General features: G+C 70.3%; 18 protein-coding genes. 6 read left to right on the top strand and 12 right to left on the bottom strand.

Going from position 1 to position 19,866, the window contains the following annotated elements:
* Positions 1 to 3: 3 nt before the first annotated feature.
* The 7 genes from cofG to typA all read right to left on the bottom strand — a co-directional run bounded on the left by cofG (position 4) and on the right by typA (position 9,253).
* Positions 4 to 1,251: a 7,8-didemethyl-8-hydroxy-5-deazariboflavin synthase CofG gene (gene cofG / locus AB4Z55_RS10730; RefSeq protein WP_369519704.1), complete on the bottom strand. Its 1,248-nt coding sequence runs from the start codon at positions 1,249 to 1,251 to the stop codon at positions 4 to 6.
* Entirely contained in the window at positions 1,248 to 2,747 is a 1,500-nt protein-coding gene (locus tag AB4Z55_RS10725) for a flavin-containing monooxygenase (protein ID WP_369521000.1), read from the bottom strand. The genes cofG and AB4Z55_RS10725 overlap by 4 nt, the downstream gene beginning before the upstream one ends.
* Before the next feature lie 53 nt (positions 2,748 to 2,800).
* Positions 2,801 to 3,940, bottom strand: a complete 1,140-nt coding sequence (locus AB4Z55_RS10720) for an FO synthase (protein ID WP_354562194.1) — start codon at positions 3,938 to 3,940, stop codon at positions 2,801 to 2,803.
* Between the two features lie 59 nt (positions 3,941 to 3,999).
* Positions 4,000 to 4,398, bottom strand: a complete 399-nt coding sequence (locus AB4Z55_RS10715; protein WP_004019211.1) for a hypothetical protein — start codon at positions 4,396 to 4,398, stop codon at positions 4,000 to 4,002.
* A gap of 16 nt (positions 4,399 to 4,414) precedes the next feature.
* A complete protein-coding gene (gene mshB, locus AB4Z55_RS10710) occupies positions 4,415 to 5,305 on the bottom strand; it encodes an N-acetyl-1-D-myo-inositol-2-amino-2-deoxy-alpha-D-glucopyranoside deacetylase (protein ID WP_369519703.1) in 891 nt (296 codons plus the stop codon).
* Complete coding sequence (locus tag AB4Z55_RS10705; RefSeq protein WP_354562198.1) at positions 5,302 to 7,272, bottom strand: ABC transporter family substrate-binding protein; 1,971 nt, start codon at positions 7,270 to 7,272, stop codon at positions 5,302 to 5,304. Before AB4Z55_RS10705 ends, mshB begins: the two co-directional genes overlap by 4 nt.
* A gap of 70 nt (positions 7,273 to 7,342) precedes the next feature.
* Complete coding sequence (typA, locus tag AB4Z55_RS10700; protein WP_004019208.1) at positions 7,343 to 9,253, bottom strand: translational GTPase TypA; 1,911 nt, start codon at positions 9,251 to 9,253, stop codon at positions 7,343 to 7,345.
* Positions 9,254 to 9,462: 209 nt separating this feature from the next.
* Between typA and AB4Z55_RS10695 the strand changes: the two genes are divergently transcribed.
* Complete coding sequence (locus AB4Z55_RS10695; RefSeq protein WP_004019207.1) at positions 9,463 to 9,639, top strand: hypothetical protein; 177 nt, start codon at positions 9,463 to 9,465, stop codon at positions 9,637 to 9,639.
* 7 nt (positions 9,640 to 9,646) lie between these two features.
* On the opposite strand, the gene AB4Z55_RS10690 is transcribed toward AB4Z55_RS10695, so the two are convergent.
* The 4 genes from AB4Z55_RS10690 to AB4Z55_RS10675 all read right to left on the bottom strand — a co-directional run bounded on the left by AB4Z55_RS10690 (position 9,647) and on the right by AB4Z55_RS10675 (position 14,339).
* Positions 9,647 to 10,474, bottom strand: coding sequence for a DMT family transporter (locus AB4Z55_RS10690; RefSeq protein WP_369520999.1), 828 nt, complete (start codon positions 10,472 to 10,474; stop codon positions 9,647 to 9,649).
* 91 nt (positions 10,475 to 10,565) lie between these two features.
* The gene (locus AB4Z55_RS10685; RefSeq protein WP_369519702.1) at positions 10,566 to 11,609 is read right to left on the bottom strand and encodes an ABC transporter ATP-binding protein; all 1,044 of its coding nucleotides are present in this window, start codon (positions 11,607 to 11,609) and stop codon (positions 10,566 to 10,568) included.
* Positions 11,606 to 13,261, bottom strand: a complete 1,656-nt coding sequence (locus tag AB4Z55_RS10680) for an iron ABC transporter permease (protein ID WP_239402578.1) — start codon at positions 13,259 to 13,261, stop codon at positions 11,606 to 11,608. The genes AB4Z55_RS10685 and AB4Z55_RS10680 overlap by 4 nt, the downstream gene beginning before the upstream one ends.
* A gap of 7 nt (positions 13,262 to 13,268) precedes the next feature.
* Positions 13,269 to 14,339 (bottom strand): thiamine ABC transporter substrate binding subunit, encoded by a 1,071-nt coding sequence (locus AB4Z55_RS10675; RefSeq protein ID WP_248643109.1) that lies wholly within the window; start codon positions 14,337 to 14,339, stop codon positions 13,269 to 13,271.
* Positions 14,340 to 14,641: 302 nt separating this feature from the next.
* Here AB4Z55_RS10675 and AB4Z55_RS10670 point away from each other — a divergent pair, with 302 nt between their 5' ends.
* The 4 genes from AB4Z55_RS10670 to AB4Z55_RS10655 all read left to right on the top strand — a co-directional run bounded on the left by AB4Z55_RS10670 (position 14,642) and on the right by AB4Z55_RS10655 (position 18,625).
* Positions 14,642 to 15,472, top strand: a complete 831-nt coding sequence (locus AB4Z55_RS10670) for a hypothetical protein (RefSeq protein WP_064571148.1) — start codon at positions 14,642 to 14,644, stop codon at positions 15,470 to 15,472.
* A gap of 271 nt (positions 15,473 to 15,743) precedes the next feature.
* On the top strand, positions 15,744 to 16,646 hold the full coding sequence (locus AB4Z55_RS10665) for a hypothetical protein (RefSeq protein WP_369519701.1): 903 nt from the start codon (positions 15,744 to 15,746) through the stop codon (positions 16,644 to 16,646).
* A gap of 48 nt (positions 16,647 to 16,694) precedes the next feature.
* Entirely contained in the window at positions 16,695 to 17,966 is a 1,272-nt protein-coding gene (locus AB4Z55_RS10660; protein ID WP_354562205.1) for a lipase family protein, read from the top strand.
* A complete protein-coding gene (locus AB4Z55_RS10655) occupies positions 17,963 to 18,625 on the top strand; it encodes a lysoplasmalogenase (protein ID WP_101822750.1) in 663 nt (220 codons plus the stop codon). The genes AB4Z55_RS10660 and AB4Z55_RS10655 overlap by 4 nt, the downstream gene beginning before the upstream one ends.
* 1 nt (position 18,626) lies before the next feature.
* Here the strand turns inward: AB4Z55_RS10655 and AB4Z55_RS10650 are convergent, their stop codons facing one another.
* Positions 18,627 to 19,172 (bottom strand): hypothetical protein, encoded by a 546-nt coding sequence (locus AB4Z55_RS10650; RefSeq protein ID WP_033203995.1) that lies wholly within the window; start codon positions 19,170 to 19,172, stop codon positions 18,627 to 18,629.
* A 48-nt stretch (positions 19,173 to 19,220) separates the two neighbouring features.
* On the opposite strand from AB4Z55_RS10650, the gene AB4Z55_RS10645 reads away from it, so the two are divergent.
* Positions 19,221 to 19,805, top strand: coding sequence for an HhH-GPD-type base excision DNA repair protein (locus tag AB4Z55_RS10645; RefSeq protein WP_369519700.1), 585 nt, complete (start codon positions 19,221 to 19,223; stop codon positions 19,803 to 19,805).
* Positions 19,806 to 19,866 lie beyond the last annotated feature (61 nt).

The following is a 19,866-nucleotide window of genomic DNA, read 5'->3' as shown; positions in this document are numbered from 1 at the left end:
CTCTCAGGCCACCGCGGGCCAGGGCCGTGGCGCGGGGCGGGTGTCGACGGCGAGGCCGGTGACCGGGTCCGCGAGTGCGGACACATGGTGCGCGAGGGCCGGATCGATCCAGTCGGTACCGTTCTGCACATAAGGCGGCTGCGCGGTGATGCGTTCGGTGAGAACGAAATCGGACTCCGCGGTCCGCGCGGCCAGAGCGTCGAGGTGGGGCCAGGGGCGCTCCGGGTTGACGTGGTCGGGCGTCAGAGGTGACACCCCACCCCAGTCGTCGACGCCGGAGGCGATCAGGGCAGCGCACTCGGCGGGCGACACGAGGTTCGGCGGCGCCTGGATCCGCATGTGCGGGCCGAGGACGATCCGGGCGACCGCGACGGCGGCGAGGAACTCGGTCATCTCCGCATCGGGCGTCGAGCGCATCGCGGTGTCCGGCTTCGCGCGGAAGTTCTGCACGATCACCTCCTGGATGTGCCCGCCCGCGGCGTGCACATCGGCGAGGGCCAGCAGCGATTCGGCTCGCTCGGTGAGGGATTCGCCGATCCCGACGAGGATTCCGGTGGTGAACGGAACGCGGGCGGTGCCCGCGTCGCGCAGCACCTGCATGCGGACCAGAGGGTCCTTGTCGGGACTTCCGTAGTGCGCCTGCCCCTTCTCGGTGAACAGGCGTCGCGACGTCGTCTCCAGCATCATCCCCATCGACGGCGCGACCGGCCGCAGGTGGCGGAGCTCGTCGAGGCTCATCACACCGGGATTGAGGTGCGGCAGCAGACCCGTCTCCGACAGCACCGCGACCGCGGCCGCGCGCACGTAGTCCAGCGTCGAGGAGTATCCCCGTTCGGCGAGCCACTCGCCGGCCTGGGGCCACCTGTCCTCCGGTCGGTCGCCGAGGGTGAAAAGGGCTTCCTTGCAGCCCAGTTCGGCGCCGCGCCGCGCGAGATCGACGACCTGGTCGAGTTCGAGATACAGGCCCTCCCCCGCTCGGGCGAGCTTCCCGGGGACAGTCACGAAGGTGCAGTAGTGACACCGGTCGCGGCACAGGCGGGTCAGCGGGATGAACACCTTGCGCGAGTAGGTGATCTGACGCGACCTGCCGACCGCCGCGAGGCCTTCGTCGCGGATCGCCCCCGCGATCGACTGGAGTTCGGTGAGGTCCTCGCCCGAACAGGACAGGAGCGCCACGGCGTCGTCGAGACCGATCGGCGTGCGTTCGTGAGCGGCGGCCAGCGCCCCGCGGATGATGGACTTGTCGGTCATTCCTGCCCCTCCTCGGGTGTTCCGGTGCCGGGATGTGGTTCATAGGGTGCGGGGTCGAACGTGCCGTTGCGTTCGCGGAACGACGCCGCGGTGCCCGGCCAGAGCAGGGTCAGGCGACCACTGTCCGGATCGACATACCAACTGTCACAACCGGTCATCCACACGGTCGACTCGGCGCGCGCGTCGATCTCCCGGGTGTAGGCCTCCTCGGCGGCAGGCGACACCGCCAGGGTCCCGATCCCGTTGTCGGCCATGTACTCCAACGCGCCCAGGACGTAGTCGAGCTGCGTCTCGATCATGTAGATCGCCGAGTTGTGTCCGAGTGCGGCGTTCGGCCCGTCCAGGACGAACATGTTGGGGAAACCGCTGACGACGGTCGAGGCATGGGAAGTCATGCCTGCGGACCAGTGCTCGGACAGCCGACGTCCGGCGCGGCCGGTGATACGCGACGCCGCAGGCGGTCGCGCGGCCTCGAAACCGGTCGCCATCACCAGGACGTCGAGGTCGTAGGTGCGGCCGCTGTGCGCGGTGGCCTTGGACTCCGCGACCGACGTCAGCGCGCTCGGCTCGAACACCACGTTCGACCGCTGCAACGCCGGGTAGAAGTCGTCACTGAGAAGGATGCGCTTGCAACCGATCTCGTAGTCGGGGGTCAGCTGCTCACGGAGGCCGGCGTCGGCCACCTGCCCGTGCAGGTGGTCTCGGGCGCGCGCCCGGATCTGGTCGATGTCCGGATGCAACCCGAGTCGCTGCCGGAACGCCGAGTCGGCCTCGATCAGCAGGTGCTCGCGCACCTCGGCGGCGACGACCGGATCGAGCATCGCGACGCGCTCGTCGGCGGTGTAGCTCCGATCCGCCCGCGGCACGACATACGGCGCGGTACGAGAGAAGACGACGAGGTCCTCGGCGACCTCGGCGAGGTGCGGGACGAGTTGCACGGCCGACGCACCGGTCCCGACGACCCCGACCCGCGCACCGGCCACCGCGACGGCGTCGTGCCAGCCGGCCGTGTGGACGACCTGTCCCGGAAAGGTGTCGAGCCCTTCGATGTCGGGGATGCGCGCCTCCGACAACCGCCCCACGGCCAGGACCAGCGTACGGGCGCGGAACGTCGCGGACCGCCCGTCCGGCGCGGCGGCAGTGATCATCCAGTGTGCACCGCGCTCATCCCAGACGGCTTCGCGCAGTTCCCGATTGAGATGAATCCGATCGGCCAGCCGTTCGTCGACGACGATCTGCTCGAGATAGCTGCGGATCTCGGCGCCGCGCGGGAACCGCGCGGACCAGTCCGCGGGCGGCCGGAACGAGAACGAGTACAGGTGAGCGGGGATGTCACAGGCGATTCCGGGATAGGTGTTGTCGCGCCACGTGCCTCCCACGCCGTCGGCGCGTTCGAGAACGACGAACGACTCCCGGCCTCGGCGGGCGAGTTGCGTCGCCATGCCGAGTCCGGCGAAGCCCGCGCCGATGATCACCACATCGACGTCATCCATCATCAGCGACGACGGTCGCATCTCGTTCGACGGCCCGGCCTCGGACGGTGTCCGGCTCACGCGGACACCGTGGGCAGTGGGAGCAGCCGGCCCGGTCCCGGCACCCCATAGCGGGTGGTGCGCTGACGCGGCGCCCGTCCGGCTCGCGCCGCGATGTCGACGACGGCGGCCGCGTCGAGCACACGACCGGCTTCCGGCCCGGCCGTCGGCATCAGCGTGCCGTCGAGCAGCAGACCGCCCAGATCGTCGGCACCGCCCCGCAACACCCGATCGACGGTGGCGGCGGGAAGCTTCGTCCACGCCACCTGGAGATGGTCGAGAAGGCCCGCGGACATGAGTCGGGCCACGGCGTACACCGCTCGGGTCTCCCGTTCCGACGCTGTCCGGGTCGCGGTTCCGGCGAGGTGCGGCGGCACGTTCTCGGGCAGCAGCGGCATCAGGATGAGTTCGCTGAAACCGCCCGTGCGACGCTGGATCTCGAGCAGGAGCCGCAGGTGGGCGACCTGGTGCGCAGGCGTCTCGACGTGCCCGTAGAGCATCGTCGCGGTGGAGAAGAGGCCCACCCGGTGAGCGGTCTCGATGACATCGACCCAGCTGCCGACCGGCGGTACCGAGCCGGTGGGCGACAGCGTCGCACGCACGGTGTCGTCGAGGATCTGGGCAGCGGTCCCCGGCACCGATCCCAGGCCTGCCGACCGCAACCGCTCGAGATGGTCGGCAACCGACACCCCGGCGCGCTCGGCGCCGTCGACGATCTCCGGTGCCCGGTATGCGTGGAGGTGCAGTCCGTCGGCGGCCCCGGTGATGACTTCCACGAGCCGGACGTACTCGTCGGCCGGGAGCTCCGCGGGCAGTGGTCCCTGCATGCAGATCTCGGTCGCCCCGAGACCGACCGCCTCGGCGACCAGGTCGTCCAACCCGGGATCGTCGGGGCCGAGACAGCTGACGACCCCCGTGTCGAAGTTGCGGTTGACCACGAACGTCAGCACATCCGGATCGGTGACGCGGCGACGCACGGAGTCGGCGAGGTCGCACAACTCGTCGAGCTGCGCACCCGAGGCACCCAGCAGCGCAACCCAGCCGTCATCATCCAGGGCGTCGGCCCCGAGAGTCGGGTCGTCACGAACACGGCTCAGTGCGGCCGTGACGCGCTCGATCGGGGCCAGGATGTCTTCGGCCCACGCGCGCAGAAGCATGTCTCTCACTCTAACTCCGCACCGCGAAGTGCAGCGCAGAGCGCCCCGTCGCCGGGCGGTCACTCGGGTTCGGGCAGCCGACCCGTCCAGGCCAGCGCGACGCACGGCCCGACGCCGAGCACCAGGAGCAGAAGGGTCTGCACCAGGTAACCGCCGCTGATCGACAGCACGACATCACCGCCCGGCCCGGGGAATCCGCCGGCGATGACGACGACGAGCCCCCAGGCCGCGAGCGGGCCGTACCGCCACGGGGTGGCGGTGAAGGCGGACGCGAGCCAGAGCAGGGCCGCGTTGACCGCCCCCGCGACGAGCGCCGCCACGGGTAGCGCGACACCACCGAAGCGCTGGTAGGTGAACGCGACGCCGAGGAGTCCGACCGCGAACCCGTCGACGATCAGGAAGCCCAGGAGGAGCCGGTCGAGGACGGAACCCGGTGCGGGGCGAGCCGAACGTGTCATCGTCGCAATCCCGGTCTCAGTCGATCCCGGCGAACAGGTCCGACTCGCGCGTGTCCGCGGCACCGAGGGACTCGTGGCGTTCCGGCTCGGTGAGGATGAAGTGCTCCGCACGGGCGATCGGCTGCAGGATGTTGTTCGACAGGGCGTACTCGGTACCCGACGCGGCGACGGTCACCTGGGTGGCGTGGGCGGCCAATGCGGCGACCTTGTGGGCGAGGTACGCGCTGATGTCGATCTCGGTGGTGATGTCGGCATCGGGATAGCTGGGGAGCTCACCGTCGTGCGGCATCCGCCAGCCGTCGGGCACGGTGACGGCTCGGGCCAGCCCGGACTCGAGGGCACTGCGTTCGGTCACCGATTCGTAGACCTTGACCGGACCCGACCCGACTTCGCGGGCCCGCGCGACCGCGGCGGCCGTGACCTCGTGGACGAGTTTGTGATCGGGATGCCCGTACGTGCCGGATGCGTCGTAGCTGACGACCACCTGCGGTGCGAACTCGGTGAGCACGTCGACCAGCGCACCGACCGGCTCGTCGAACGCCGCCCGCACGAGCGCGCGCGGGTGGTTCGCGGACGGCGCGCCGGCCATGCCGGAGTCCCGCCAGCGCCCGGCGCCGCCGAGGAACCGCGGCCGCAGCGGCGCGCGGCCGTCGGGAGTGAGCGCGGCCAGTGCCCGCGAGAGCTCGAGAATCCGGAAGCCCCCCAGCTGATCGGCACCGCCGTCGGCGACCAGCTGCGCCCACTCCTCCCCGATCACCTCACCCTCTTCGCCGAGGGTGAAGGTCAGCACCCGCACGTCGACGCCCTCCGCGAGATACCGGGCGATGGTGCCGCCGGTCATGATCGTCTCGTCGTCGGGATGCGCGTGCACGAGCAGCAACCGACGACCGGCGGGGGTACCGGTCACGACAGCTCCCAGTTCACCGCGGTCCCGAAGATCGAGACCTGGATGGGCCCGGTGAGCGGGACGTCGCGCACGGCCGGCGTGGTTCCCACGACCATCGAGTCCTGGTACAGCGGCAGATAGATCGCCTGGGCTGCCAGGAGCGGTTCGGCCTCGTTCAGGGTCGGGATCGGGTCGTCCTCGGAGAGCGCGGTGCGGGCGAGCTCGATCAGTCGCGGATCACACAGCCCGGAGATGTTGCTGGCGTAGCTGTCCCCGGGATCGCCTCCGCTCGGCGCGATGCTGGTGGGGGTCGGGGGCGTCGCGGGCGACGGTTCGGTACCGGGTTTGGGCTGGTTGCAGTCGACCTGCGAGGCGAGTGAGGCTGCCGGGGGCACCCCGAGGCCGGACCATCCGACGACCAGGTCGACACGTTTGTTCGTGAGTGCCGACCCGTACAACTCGCTGTTGGGGAGCGTGACCACCTGCGCCCGCACACCCGACCCACGGAGCTGGTCGACGATGCTCGACGCCGCCGACGTGGTCCGCGGATCGCCGGCCACCGCACCGACACGGACGATGAGGTCCTGTCCGTCGCGCTGGAAAGGCAGGATGCCCTCGGGCAGCTCCGGCACCTCGACCAGACCCTCGATCGGGGCGTCCGTCGCACCGGGCGTCGTGGACCCACCGGCGGACGGTGACCCGGATGCGGGGGGTGAGGACGGCGGGACCGAGGGTGCCGCCGAGGAGGATTCGGACGACGCCGACGGGACCGGGGATGCGGAACCGACGGGTTCCGGCGCGGCCCGACGGTAGCCCGCAGACCCCAGCAATGCGTCGATCTCGGCCGGCCCGACACGGGGTCGGTCCACCGGTGAATAACCGGGGTCCGACGGCGCGAAGACCGTGTTGGCGAACGGCTCGACGACCCAGTCCCCGGCGCCGGCGAAGGTCGTCAGCCGCGGATCGACCAGTCCGAGGATCGCGCGGCGGACCTCGACCGAGCTCATCGCGTCGGTGCGGGCGTTCACGCTCACCCCGAGTGACCGCGACGTGAGGCTGCGCGCGGTCTCCAGACCGGGCAGAGCGGTCAGTTCGGCGTCGGTGGCCGGCGAGGCGCCCAGGGCCACGACGGCCGAGTCGCCGGAGCGCACGGAGTCGAGCATCTGGGCCGAGGTGCCCGCGCGGCGCAAGACGACCTGATCCAGCCGTGGCGGGGTGACCCAGTACCGGTCGTTGCGGGCGAGCCGCACCTCGTCACGGGTCTTGTCGATGCCGACGATCGCGTACGGACCGGCCGACACCGGCTTGCCGGTGTCCATTCCGGTCTGGAAACCTGCCGGCGCTCCCTTCAGCACGTGACTCGGCAGCAGTCCGGTGAACAGTTCCCGCCAGGCCGGGAACGGCCGCTCGAACCGGACCTCGACGACCTTGCCGCCCTCCCGGGATTGCACCGAGTCGATGAGGCGGTAGCCGGCCGGCGCCACCACGTTGGGTTGCCGGGACATCTGCTGCCACAGGAAGTTGAAGTCGTCGCCGGTCACCGGCAGCCCGTCGGACCACTGGGCGTCGGTGTGGATGCGGTAGGTCACGGTGAACGGCGCCCGCGAGGTGACCTCCGCGGAGGTCACGAACGAACGCTGGAGTTCCCACACCGTCCCGCCCGGTGTCTGGACCGGGGCGAAGGCACTCGGCAGCGTCATCGCCGCGACCGCCGTGGTCACCGGGTTCTGATCCGCCGCGATGTGCGGATTGAACCCGGAGCCGACCGAGTCGGTGGCGATGTAGATCGTCTTCTCCACCGGGTACTCGGTCGGGGTGGGCGGCGGCCCGGTGTCGCGGACCGGTGGCGGCGGATCGGACATGCACGCTGTCAGCACGACGAGCAGGGCGATCCCGCACGAGACCACGCCGAACAGCCGGCCCCGGACGCGATTCGTGGTCTCGCGGCCTGGTCGTGGTCTCGCGCGATTCACCTCGGATACCCCCATGACAAAGAAGCTGCTCGGTCCGTCAGACGTGTCTACCACCGTGCACGGGCGCCGCCGTACCGCCGAACCGTCAGCTGACAGCTGCATCCCGGGACTTGGCACGCGAACGCTCGCGGGCACGGGTGTTCGAGTCCAGGTGGACCTTACGGACGCGGACCACCTCCGGGGTCACCTCGACACACTCGTCGGCGGCGCAGAACTCCATCGCACCCTCGAGATCGAGCTGCATCGGCTTGGCGAGGGTCTCCATCACGTCGGCCGACGACTGACGCATGTTGGTCAGCTTCTTCTCGCGGGTGACGTTGATGTCGAGGTCTTCTTGACGCGGGTTGATGCCCACGACGTGTCCCTCGTAGGAGTCCTCGCCCGGGTTGACGAAGAACGTGCCCCGGTCGGCGAGTTGGATCATGGCGAACGGGGTGACGGTGCCGGCGCGATCGCTGACGAGCGAGCCGGTGTGGCGGGCGCGGATCTCGCCGGCCCAGGCGTCGTAGCCGTCGAAGACGGCGTTGGCGATGCCGGTGCCGCGGGTCTCGGTGAGGAAGTCGGTGCGGAAACCGATCAGGCCGCGGGACGGCACGATGAACTCCATCCGGACCCAGCCGGTGCCGTGGTTGTTCATCTGCTCCATGCGGCCCTTGCGCGCGGCGAGCAGCTGGGTCACCGCGCCGAGGTACTCCTCCGGCACGTCGACCGTCAGGTGCTCGAAGGGCTCCTGGATCTTGCCGTCGACCTTGCGGGTGACCACCTGCGGCTTGCCGACCGTCAGCTCGAAGCCCTCACGACGCATCTGCTCGACGAGGATGGCGAGCGCGAGCTCACCACGGCCCTGCACCTCCCAGGCGTCGGGGCGGCCGATGTCGAGCACGCGCAGCGACACGTTGCCGATCAGCTCGGTGTCGAGGCGCTGCTTGACCATCCGGGCGGTCAGCTTGTGACCGGACACCCGGCCGGCCAGGGGCGACGAGTTGGTGCCGATGGTCACCGAGATCGCCGGCTCGTCGACCGTGATGCGCGGCAGCGGCTGCGGGTTCTCCAGATCGGCGAGGGTGTCGCCGATCATGATCTCCGGCATTCCGGCGACGGCGACGATGTCACCGGCCGACGCGGACTCGGCGGGGGCGCGATCGACGCCGACCGTGGCGAGGAGCTCGGTGATCTTGGCGCGCTCGACGACGGGTTCACCGTCGACCTCGCGGCACCAGGACACCTGCTGACCCTTGCGGAGGGTGCCGTTGTGGATACGGACGAGCGCGAGGCGACCCAGGAAGGCCGAGGCGTCCAGGTTCGTGACGTGTGCCTGCAGGGGCGCGTCCGGGTCTCCCTTGGGAGCCGGGACGTGCTCGAGCAGGACGTCGAAGAACGAGTCGAGGTTCTCCCCGGCCGGGATCTCGCCGTCGGCCGGCTGCTCGGTACTGCACACGCCGGCGCGGCCCGAGGCGTAGAGCACCGGCAGCTCCAGGACGAGCTCGGCGGCTTTCGCGGCCTCCTCGTCGAGGTCGGATGCGAGGTCGAGAAGGAGGTCCTGCGTCTCGTCGACGACCTCCTGGATGCGGGCGTCGGGTCGGTCGGTCTTGTTGACGACGACGATCACCGGCAGTTCGGCGGCCAGCGCCTTGCGGAGCACGAAGCGCGTCTGCGGCAGCGGGCCCTCGGAGGCGTCGACGAGGAGGACGACACCGTCGACCATCGACAGACCGCGCTCGACCTCGCCACCGAAGTCGGCGTGGCCGGGGGTGTCGATGACGTTGATGACGACCTCGGTGCCGTCCGGCTGGCGCCGGTGGACCGCGGTGTTCTTGGCGAGGATGGTGATGCCCTTTTCACGTTCGAGGTCACCGGAGTCCATCACCCGGTCGACGACCTCGGCGCGCTCGCCGAAGACGCCGGACTGGCGCAGCATGGCGTCGACGAGTGTGGTCTTTCCGTGGTCGACGTGCGCGACGATCGCGACGTTGCGGAAGGTGGGGGCAGCGCTCACTGGCTCTCTTTCGTGTGGGTGGGGACCTGCGGCGACGGACGGCGCTCGGCTCACTGCGGAACGTCGGCGACGCTCGCATCCGAACGGCTCTGACCGGCGCGGGGAGCAGATCACCTAGGGATTCAATGTGACAGAGTATCGGCTCGGACGGTGAGACCGCGATCACAGCACCCACAAAGGCGATAGTTAGGGTCTGCTAACCTCGCCGTATGGGCAAGGTCGACCCGACCAGAGTGGGCTCGTTGAAGCCCAAGAAGAAGTGTTGCAAGAGTTCCACGCGCTGCGTTCGCTGCCCGGTGGTCATCCATCGGATGCGCAAGCTCGACACCTCCGACATGTCGAAGAAGGAACTCCACAAGGCGTTGAAGAAGGCGCGCGCCGCCTGACCACGGGTCAGCCCGGCGGTGTCTCGCCCTCGCGGTCGACGAGCCGATCGTCCTCGTCGGCCGATCGGACCGCGACGGCCACCGCGACGAGGGCGATGCCGGCTGCTTCGAGTGGCCGCGGAACCTGTCCGAGTGCGAGCAACCCGATCACCGACGCCGTCACCGGCAGCAGTGCGAGCAGGATCGCGAACCTCGCCTGTCCGACTCTCCGCAGCACGATCTGGTCCAGGGCATACGGCACCGCGGTCGACGCGATGCCCAGCAGCAGGCCCTGTGCCAGCACGGCCGGCAGGGCGGCACCCGCGCGCACCGCGTCGGCCACCCACCACGCGAGCGGCGCGGTGAGCAGTGCGGCCACCGCGAAGCCGGTGGCCAGATCCTCCACGCCCGCACCCCGCGCCGCGACGCGTTTGCCCAGGACGATGTACCCCGCCCAGCAGGCGGCCGCGGTCAGCGCCAGGACGACGCCGATCGCCGTCCCCGACCACCGGACATCGGCGATCAGGACGACGCCGACCGCCGCCAGCACGAGCGCGGCGACGTCGCGACGCGTTGCAGAACCCAACGCGGCCACCGCGATCGGACCCAGGAACTCCAAGGCGACGGTCGTACCGAGCGGCAGATGTGCGAGGGCCTCGTAGAAGGCGATGTTCATCCCGGCGGTGATCAGCCCGAAGCACGCCGCGAGGCGTAGCCGTTCCCACCGCCAGGCGGTCCGCGGTGGCCGCACCCACAGCAGCAGCACCAACGCGGCCCCGGCGATCCGCAACCAGGCGACCGCGGCCGGGGAGATGACGTCGAACAGGCCGACGGCAACGGCCGCGCCGAGGTACATCGACGTCGCGCCGACGACCACCAGGCCCGGCGGGACGAGGAGGTCGCGTCGCGTCACCGGCACGGCGAGGCCCCCACCACCGCGCGCATCGTCACGGCCCGATCACCGCGACGCGTTCGGGCACCAGACGCATCCGGACCCGGTCGCCGACGGCGACCGATGCGTCTGTCACGGCGTCGATCTCGCCGACCGGGGTGTCGATGCGCACGCGCGGGCCGGCCGGGAGTTCGGCGACGAGCATGACGATCGCTGTCGCTGCCGTGTCCTCGTCCGCCCCCGGCGACGCCGGGCCGATCGAGACCGACTCGGGCCGCAGACCGAGCCTGCGACTGCCGTCGGGGAGGTCGAGTGGCATCTCGCCGAGCACGGTGTCGGCAACACCCGACCGGACCTGCGCGTCGACGACGGTCGTGGCGCCGAGGAATCGTGCGGTCCACTCGTCGACCGGGCGTCGCCACAGCCCCGCCGGGGCGTCGGTCTGGATCATCACGCCGTCACGCATCACCGCGATCTCGTCGGCCATGGTCGCGGCTTCGGCGTGATCGTGGGTGACCACCATCGTCGGGACACCGGCCGCGCGGACGATCTCCGAGATCTCCACCGCCAGTTCGTCTCTCAGACGTCGGTCGAGGGCCGCGAGCGGTTCGTCGAGCAAGAGCAGCCGCGGGCGCGGGGCCAGCGCACGCGCGAGTGCGACGCGCTGCGCCTGGCCGCCCGACAGGGTGTCGACGAGACGTCTGTCGTAGCCGGTGAGGCCGACCACGTCGAGCATCTCGGCGACGCGTTCGGCGATGGCGCGGCGCGACCAGCGCCGCACCCGGAGTCCGTATCCGATGTTCGACGCGACGCTGCGCCCGCCGAAGAGCTGCCCGTCCTGGAAGACCACGCCGAAGTCCCGGCGATGGACCTCTACCCCGGCGAGGTCGACACCGCCGAACCGCACGGTTCCCCGGACCGGCGACTCGAGCCCGGCGATCGCCCGGATGAGGGTCGACTTGCCGCACCCCGACGGGCCGAGGATCGCGGTCACCAGGGAGCCCTCTCCCCCGAGCCGCCAGGACAGGCCGTCGATGACGGTCTCGTCGCCGTACGCAACGGTGAGATCACGGACTTCCAATGAATTCCCGGGGGTCACAGCAGCGGGACCTCCGAGCGGGGACGGAACGCCTCGACCGCGACGACGGCGAGAACCGTCGCGACGACCAGGACCACGGAGGCGGCCATGGCGGTCGCCAGATTGTCGGCACCCGGCCGGTTGAGGGCCGACCCGATCAGCACCGGGAGGGTGGTCGTGTCCGCGCGGGCGAGAAAGCTCGTCGCGCCGAACTCGCCCAGGGCCATGACGAAGGCGAAACCCCCGGCCGCTCCCATCGACCTGCCGATGATCGGCAGATCGACCGTCGCGAACACCCGAATCGGCCTGGCTCCCAGCGTCGCCGCGGCGTGCCGCAGCCGGGCCGGCACCGATTCGAGCGCGGGCATCATGATCCGGATGACCACCGGTATCGCGATGAGCGCCTGGACGAGCGGGATGACCGCGGGCGACGCGGCGATCTCGTAGGGCAGCGACGCCAACACGATGAGATATCCGAATCCCAGTGTGACGGCGCTGATCCCGAGTGGCACGAGCGACACCGCCGAACCGATCGCCCCGACCACCCCGTGTGCGCGGTGGAGCGCGACCGCGGCGAGTGTCCCCACCACCAACGCGATGGCGGTCGCCGCGGTCGCGGTCACCAGTGAATACCGCAGACTCTCCAGCGGCGTCACCCCGTTGACCGGTTCGGCCAGTGCGCGATAGCCGGCGAACGTCCAGTCGCCGTGCGCGACCGGCCGGACCGACCGCACCATCAGCACCACGACCGGCCCGACGAGGAGTACCGCCGTCCATGCCCCGACCGCCCAGACGGCCGGCCGCGTCCACCGGCCGCCGGCGACCCTGCGGTCGCGTTCGGCCCGCCGCGCACCGCCGCCCGATCCGCGGCCGGCCGGATCGGCGAACACCCGTGTCAGCAGCAACGCGGCGAGCACCACCACGATCTGCAGCATCGACAGGGCGACCGCCTCGGGGATGCGGAAGTATCCGATGGCCTGGGTGTAGATCTCGGTCTCCAGGGTGCGCAGCTCGCCCGCGCCGAGGATGATCACGACGCCGAAACTGGTGGAACAGAACAGGAAGATGAGCGCTGCGGCCGACGCGATCGCGGGCACGAGTCGCGGCACGACCACGGTCAGCGTCGCCCGTATGCGGCTGGCGCCCAGCGACCGTGCCGCCTCGAGCAGCCGTGGATCGAGGTTGCGCCAGGCCGCGCCGACGACGCGGACGACGACGGCGATGTTGATGAAGACGTGGGCCGCGAGCACGGCCGGCAGCCCGGACTCGATGTGCAGGAACGCGAGTGGGCCCGACAGCAACGAGCGGAACGCGACGCCCACGACGACGGTGGGCAGCACGAACGGCACGGTCACCACGACGGCGAGGACGACAGCGGTGGCCCCGCGCACCCGGGCGAACAACCACGCGATGGGGGCGGCGGCGGCGAGCGCCAGGACGGTCGACGCCGCCGCCTGACCGAGGGTGACGCCGAGAAGTCCCAGCGCGTCGGTACGTTCGAGCAGTTCACCCAGGCCCGCCCCCGAGTCGCGGGCGATCGACACGGCCCGCCGGACGAGGGCGACGACCGGCCACGCGAACAGCACCACGATGAACAGTGCCGGGAGGAGCCACAGCGCCACCGGTCCGGCAGCCCGGGACGCCCGGGTCACCGCCGTCCCGGCGCGGGTCACCGAGGCATCACCGGCCGACCGCGGCGCGCCACTGGTCGAGCCACATCTCGCGGTTCTCCGCGATCGTGGCGGGCGGCAGCGACGACATCCAGGCGGGCACCTCCGCGCGCGCCGGCCAGCCCGGGGGCAGCGGCGTGTCGCGCTGCACGGGATAGACGTACATCGACGACGGGAGTTCTTTCTGCACGGTGGGACTGAGCATGAAGTCGACGAGCTTGCGTGCCCCGGTGGAGTTCCGGGTGCCCTTCAGGACGCCGATGTACTCGACTTGCGGGAAGCAGCTGTCCAGCAGCGCGCTCGTCCCGGGCGTGGCCGCCGGCGACGAGGCGTAGGACAGCACGATGGGCTTGTCGCCGCGACCCTCGCCGGCCGTGAAGAGCTGGTTGTAGGCGACCTCCCAGCCCGAGACGACCGTTGCGCCGCCGCCGACGACCTGCTTCCAGTAGTCCTGCCAGCCGTCTCCGAGCGCGCCGACCGTGGTGAGCAGGAACGCCGTGCCCGGTGAGGAGGTGGCGGGGTCGGTCACCGCGGTGAGCGACGCGAACTCCGGGCGGGTCAGATCGCGGAAACTCACCGGCGGGGTCAGTCCTCTGGACTCGAACCAGCCGTCGTCGACGTTGAGGCACACATCGCCCCGGTCGACGGCCGTCAGCTGCCCCTCGGCGCCGGGTACCGCATAGTCCGCGGCACCGTCGACCGCGGCCGGTGACTCGTAGGATTCCAGGGCGCCGGCGTCGATCGGGCGCGACGCAAAGGTGTTGTCGATACCGAAGACCGCGTCGCCCTTGGGTGCGCCCGGTGTCAGCGACACCGTCGATGCCAATTGCCCGGCGTCGCCGGACTTCACGATCTTCAGGGTCAGGCCGGTCTCCTGACGGAATGCGTCGAGGACGGACTCGGGCAGTTCGAACGAGTCGTGGGTGAGCAGGGTGACCTCCGCACCCGACGACGAATCGTCTGCGCATGCGACTGCGGTCGACGCAACCAGTGCAAGGGCGGCCACGGCGACGACGACACGCGTCAGCCGCGATCTCCCGCGTCGACGACCCGGCAAGCCGTCGGTGCGCAGCTCGTTCACATCAGACTCCTGTTCGACATCGGCGAGAGTTCCCCGATTCTCCTCATCCAACCAGGTGGCCGACTGGCCGCACGCCCCGACCGCGTTGACCTCACTTGAGTAACAATTGCATCAATAACCACACAAACCTCACCCGTAACAGGACCTCGGCCTGGACATTGGAACCCGCGAGGGGCTTAGAATGACCCGCGACGACTCGGGTGAGAGGATGGGCTGTCCGCGAGCCGACACCCGGGCGGATGCCACGACCACGAGGCGCAGCACGACTCACCCGCCTGCGCCACGACCGTTAGGACACACCAGTGCGTTTCTCCCGGCCACCGAGGTTGCGATCCGGCAATGCCCCGCATCGAATCCGGACCCGTCGCCTCCTCGTCGCCGTGTCGGCGCTCGCGGCGGCCACGTCGCTCGCTCTTCCGGTCGCCGCCCAGGCCGCACCGGCGCCGAAGGTCGACCAGCGCGTGCTGGACTCGCTCGGCGCGTTCGCACCCGCGATCATCGGCTCGGTGGCGACCCCCGGACCCGACGGCAAGGTCTCGGTCGATCTGCTCCGTCAGGCCCAGTCGTTCGCCGACACCCCCGGAATGCCCGGTGAGGTCAGCAAGATCTGGCGCTCGATCGCCGACTTCCTGGGCGAACCCGGCCGCAAGCAGGCCGCGCGCGAACTCGCGGCCGAGCGCAAGCCCGGCGATCCGGAGATCCCGCAGGGACCGAACGCTCCGAAGATCCAGGAATTCCTCTACCCGACCTTCGGCCTCGGCTGCATCCCCGGCGGCGGTTCGCTGGGACGCGCCCTGGCCACCGCCGGACCGCAGGAAGCCCCGGCTCCCGGCCCCAAGCGCGGCGAGGCGGGCTACGTCTACACCTCGCTCGGTACCGGCCCGGCCATCGACAACAAGACCGCACCCCTCACGGTGAGCTGGTTCAACGTCGACACCGGCCGCACCGGCACCACGACGCTGAAGCGGAACCCGAAGATCAACGTCCAAGAGGGACCCGGCACCTTCACCGGTATCTCGCGGACCGGCAAGGGCCGTGTCATCTCGGCGATCCACGGCAACGTGACCACGAAGACGAAGGGCAAGATCGTCTCCTGCACGATCGTCCCGGTCATCGGACTCGCGATCATCTGACCGCTTTTCCTCTCACAGACGAAGGCACCTCGGCTCATCGCCGGGGTGCCTTCGTCGTGCCGGGGGGTGGGGCGCTCACTTCGAACACGCAGCTCGACGCGGGTTCGGTCTCTCGCCGATCGCGCCCGTGTCACAGGTCGGACTCGCAACTTGCCGGGGCCGACACCGACATGGTCTCTTTTAACTTGAGTCCCACCTGTCACACCCACCACACGTGGCGGGTGCTCGATCGCCCATCCGGTCGTCAAGGCCGGTTGCCACAAGGAGAGCCATGTCCCTCACGTCTCGGTTCACGCGTTCCGACGCTCCGCGTCGCGTCACTCGCAGCCGCGCGATCCAGCGCTGCGGCGCCGGTCTCATGGGTGTGGCGATGGCGGCGGCCACCCTCACCGCAACGTCGGCACCCGCAGCCGCGGAACCGCTCGTTCCCGCCAACATGCTCGGTGCGCTGTCGATCCCGTTCGACGCGGAGCTGGCCGGAGCGGTCCGCCTGCTGAAGGCCGCGGGCGTCGACCAGATCGCGGTGCAGGCCGCACAGACGATCATGGGCAGCGCCGGCCAGTTGTCGGTCGAGGACATCGCCGGTCGTGCGGGAGCCCTTCCGCTCCCGGCAGCCGCCGAGGGTGCCCCCGCCCCGGGCGCCACGCCCGCCGCCGCGCCGACCGATCCCATCGCCCTGCTCCGCACGCTGGGCATCCAGACGCTCACCCCGTCGGTGTCGCCGTTCTGCACCGCGCCGACCGCCGACAACCCGCTCGGTCTCGTGACCGCCGGGGCGGGAGCCGTGGCAGGTCCGTGGCCGATGAAGACCGATCCGCTGACCCAGCTCAAGCCGCTGCTCGACATGATCCCCGGCGTCAAGCTGCCCGAGAAGTTGAACCTCGTCGACAAGGGCGAGACCGCCTACGCCTTCGTGCCCGCCTCACCGACGGCCGGCAGCGGCGGCAAGATGCAGGTCGCCTGGTTCAACACGAGCACCCTGCAGGGCGGCTTCGCCGATCTCGACCCGATCACCGACCGGACCGCGCTCACCGCGCTGCCCCTGCTGTCCGGGGTCCGGCTCGCACCGGTCAAGACCGGCAGCGGCGCCATCCTGTCGGCGGTCTTCGGCAACGCGAGCAACGGCACCCAGAACTGCTGGTTCCTGCCGGCCGTCGGCGTCGTCAACGCCTGAGCGACAACGCCTTCGGTAACCGACCCACCTCACAGAACGAACTGACACATGAACCCCCACGGCAACACTTCGAAACCCCGGAGTGCCCACCTCACCCGCGCCCTCGCGGCCGCAGCGGCTCTCACGATCGTCGTGGCTCCGGCCGTCGCCGGTCTCACGGCCACGGCCGCGGCCGAACCGGCCCCGAGCACCTCGTCACCAGGCACGGCGGAACCGTCGTCGACAGACAACAGTGCCCCCGCCGACGACAACGCGGGCACCGTCGACACGCGTGGTCCCGGACAGGCCCCGGGCGCCGTCTACGCCAATCGTGAACTCCCCCGGGCTCGTACGGTCGCCGGAGCGGCCTCGGGCAACGACTTCACCTACTGGAGCACCGGCGCCGACGGCAAGGCCCACCTGTCCTCCGGCGTGCTCATGGTGCCCGGCGGGCGCGCGCCCGCCGGCGGCTGGCCGATCGTCGCCTGGGCGCACGGTTCGCGCGGTATCGCCGACAAGTGCGCGCCGTCGACGCGGCCCACCGCCGAGGACACCGAGGAACTCAAGCGTTGGCTCGGACGCGGATATGCCGTCGTCAGCACCGATTACGCGGGTGTCGGTACGCCCGGCACCCCGCAGTACTACGACCTGGAGGCCACCGCACGCAACATCGTCGACGCGGTGCGCGCCTCGCGGGACATCGCCGACAACCTGTCGCGCTCGTGGGCGGTCGTCGGCGAGGGACAGGGGGCGGCGGCCGCGATCACGCTCGCCCGGTTGGCGCCGACCATCCAGGGCGGCAAGCTCGACTTCAAGGGTGCCGCTGCGAGCTCGATCCCGGCCCAATTCGGTTCGCTGGTGGCCAATCTCGGCCCGTCCTCGGCGGCGATGCCGTCCGGACTGGCCGCCGACGCGCTGTACACGCTGAGTGCGATCCGCAACGCGCACCCGGACATCGACGTGAACGCCTACCTCACCGACGCCGGCAAGAAGTGGATGACCAGGGCCGCCGCATCATGTGTGACCGAGTTCGTCCGTGAAGTGGATGGTCTCGCAATCGGTTCGCTGTTCACCAAGCCGCTGTCGGGGAACACCGAACTCACCTCCCTGCTCACGAAGGCGACCGACCTGCCGACCCGTGGTTTCGAACGTCCGGTTCTGATGACGCAGACCCTGCAGGACACCTCCGTCGTCGTACCGCTCACGCTCAAGTACCTCAACGACGCACGGGGCGGTGACGCCAAGGTGTCGGCACGCACGTATCTGACCCTCGACGGGGCGCAGTCGAAACGATTCTCCGACACCGACATCCGTGGGTTCGTCGCCCGAATCCTGCAGTGAACCGGGCATTCCGGATCGCCTATGCGGCCACCGCCGCCGCAGCGACGATCAGCGGGTCGGTCGGTGACCGACGCAGCGCCGAGATCACCAAGCCGCTGCCGATCGCGCTGCTCGCGGCACGGGTGGCCGCCGGTTCGCGGCGTCGTCCGGTCGCCGACACCGTCGCACTGGCAGCCGTTCTCGGTTTCTCGGCGGTCGGCGACCGATTCATGCTGCGGGAGGAGTTCGAACACGACGACCCGGTGGCGAAGGATCGTTGTCTGCGCAGAGGTGCAACGTCTTTCGCGGGTGCGCAGCTGAGCTACGCGACTGCGATGTGGCGCGCAGGCGCCCGGCCGTCGGTCCGCACGCTCGCGCCGCGAGTGAGCATCCTGGCCGAGTCGGCGACGGTCCTGGCGCGCCACCGTCCGGCACTGCTGCCGGTGCTCGGTACGTACGGCAACACGCTTGCGACCATGTCGGCGCTGGCGTCGGACGTGCCTGCGCCGCAGCCGCGCCTGCGCGCCGGCGGGTGGTTCTTCCTGCTCTCGGACCTCGCGATCATCAATCGACGGCACCTGGTCACCGATCCACGACTCCGGGTCGCCGGTGAGGCCTGGGTGCTCGCGAGTTACTTCACCGCGCAGTACCTCCTGGTCGGCGGACTCGCCGACCGGTAGGTCATGCGACGGCGCGACCCGAGCACGACGAGTACTTCGGATTGGTCATCGGGAAGAACGCGAGCGCGCCGATCTTCTGACGGATCGTGAAGGCCACGGGACCGCTCCCCGGATGGATGTCGACTTGCCACTTGACGGTGTAACCCCGTCCGGGAACCGTCGTCACACCGGTCCGCCCGGTGCGCAGATTCCGCCACGACACCGACACCTCGTAGGTGTATTCGAGTGCGACGCGCTTGGCGCGGTCGGTGCCGATGAGCGCGATGACCGGACCGGGCAGTCCGTCGGCCGGGTGGCGGATCTGGTTGAACACGTCGACGCGGACCTTGACCGTGCCCGCGGGCCACGGGTTGACGCTGTCGCACCGCAGCGTGGTGACGTAGTTCGCCCCGTCGTCGGCCGGCGCAGCCGTGGCGACACCAACACCGAAGAGCGACACCGCCAGTCCCATCACGGTTCCGACCACCATGGCGATCGTCCCCGCCCCGAAGCCCCCTCGCCGTGGCCTGCTGTTCTCGACGCCGCCCGTGTTCTCCCCGCTGATCATGGAGGCAGTCTAGAGCCGCGCACGGGTGCCGTCTGCCAGAATCGACCCATGCCGAAGATCCAGATCGCCCAGGAACCCGCGGCCGACGAACTCCTCTCCAGCGATTCGTTCGCCCTCCTGACGGGAATGCTCCTCGACCAGCAGTTCCCGATGGAGCGGGCGTTCGCCGGGCCGGCCAAGATCCGCGACCGGTTCGGCACGATGGACCCGGTCGAGATCGCCGACGCCGATCCCGAGGCGTTTGCCGACCTGTGCGCCACTCCCCCGGCCATCCACCGCTACGGACGCTCGATGGCCGGGCGGGTCCAATCACTCGCGAAGGTCGTCGCCGACGAATACGGCGGCGACGCAGCGCGCATCTGGACCGAGGCCGCCGACGGTGCCGACCTCATGAAGCGGCTGCGCGCACTGCCCGGTTTCGGCGACCAGAAGGCCAAGATCTTCGTCGCCCTCGTCGCCAAGCAGCTCGACGTCAAGCCCTCGGGCTGGACCAAGGTCGCCGGGGACTACAGCAAGAAGGGGTTCCGTTCGGTCGCCGACGTGACCGGCCCGGATTCGCTGCAGAAGGTCCGCGACTTCAAGAAGGCCGCCAAGGCGGCCAAGGCCGCGCAGGCCTCGGGCGCCGACTCCTAGGGCGACACCGCCCGCCGGATCGCGCAACCCTCGCCCCGAACGCACACCCCTTGGCCTAGGG

It is taken from the genome of Gordonia sp. ABKF26, assembly GCF_041103195.1.
Taxonomy (GTDB): domain Bacteria; phylum Actinomycetota; class Actinomycetes; order Mycobacteriales; family Mycobacteriaceae; genus Gordonia; species Gordonia terrae.
The sequence above is the reverse complement of the archived record's forward strand: the minus strand, read 5'-3'. Positions and strand labels throughout refer to the sequence as shown.

Excerpts from the sequence above, each read along its gene's own strand:
- cofG (WP_369519704.1), bottom strand. The coding sequence starts at position 1,251 with ATGACCGACAAGTCCATCATCCGCGGGGCGCTGGCCGCCGCTCACGAA.
- AB4Z55_RS10725 (WP_369521000.1), bottom strand. The coding sequence starts at position 2,747 with ATGATGGATGACGTCGATGTGGTGATCATCGGCGCGGGCTTCGCCGGA.
- AB4Z55_RS10720 (WP_354562194.1), bottom strand. The coding sequence starts at position 3,940 with ATGCTTCTGCGCGCGTGGGCCGAAGACATCCTGGCCCCGATCGAGCGC.
- AB4Z55_RS10715 (WP_004019211.1), bottom strand. The coding sequence starts at position 4,398 with ATGACACGTTCGGCTCGCCCCGCACCGGGTTCCGTCCTCGACCGGCTC.
- AB4Z55_RS10705 (WP_354562198.1), bottom strand. The coding sequence starts at position 7,272 with ATGGGGGTATCCGAGGTGAATCGCGCGAGACCACGACCAGGCCGCGAG.
- AB4Z55_RS10695 (WP_004019207.1), top strand. The coding sequence starts at position 9,463 with ATGGGCAAGGTCGACCCGACCAGAGTGGGCTCGTTGAAGCCCAAGAAG.
- AB4Z55_RS10690 (WP_369520999.1), bottom strand. The coding sequence starts at position 10,474 with ATGTACCTCGGCGCGGCCGTTGCCGTCGGCCTGTTCGACGTCATCTCC.
- AB4Z55_RS10665 (WP_369519701.1), top strand. The coding sequence starts at position 15,744 with ATGTCCCTCACGTCTCGGTTCACGCGTTCCGACGCTCCGCGTCGCGTC.
- AB4Z55_RS10660 (WP_354562205.1), top strand. The coding sequence starts at position 16,695 with ATGAACCCCCACGGCAACACTTCGAAACCCCGGAGTGCCCACCTCACC.
- AB4Z55_RS10650 (WP_033203995.1), bottom strand. The coding sequence starts at position 19,172 with ATGATCAGCGGGGAGAACACGGGCGGCGTCGAGAACAGCAGGCCACGG.
- AB4Z55_RS10645 (WP_369519700.1), top strand. The coding sequence starts at position 19,221 with ATGCCGAAGATCCAGATCGCCCAGGAACCCGCGGCCGACGAACTCCTC.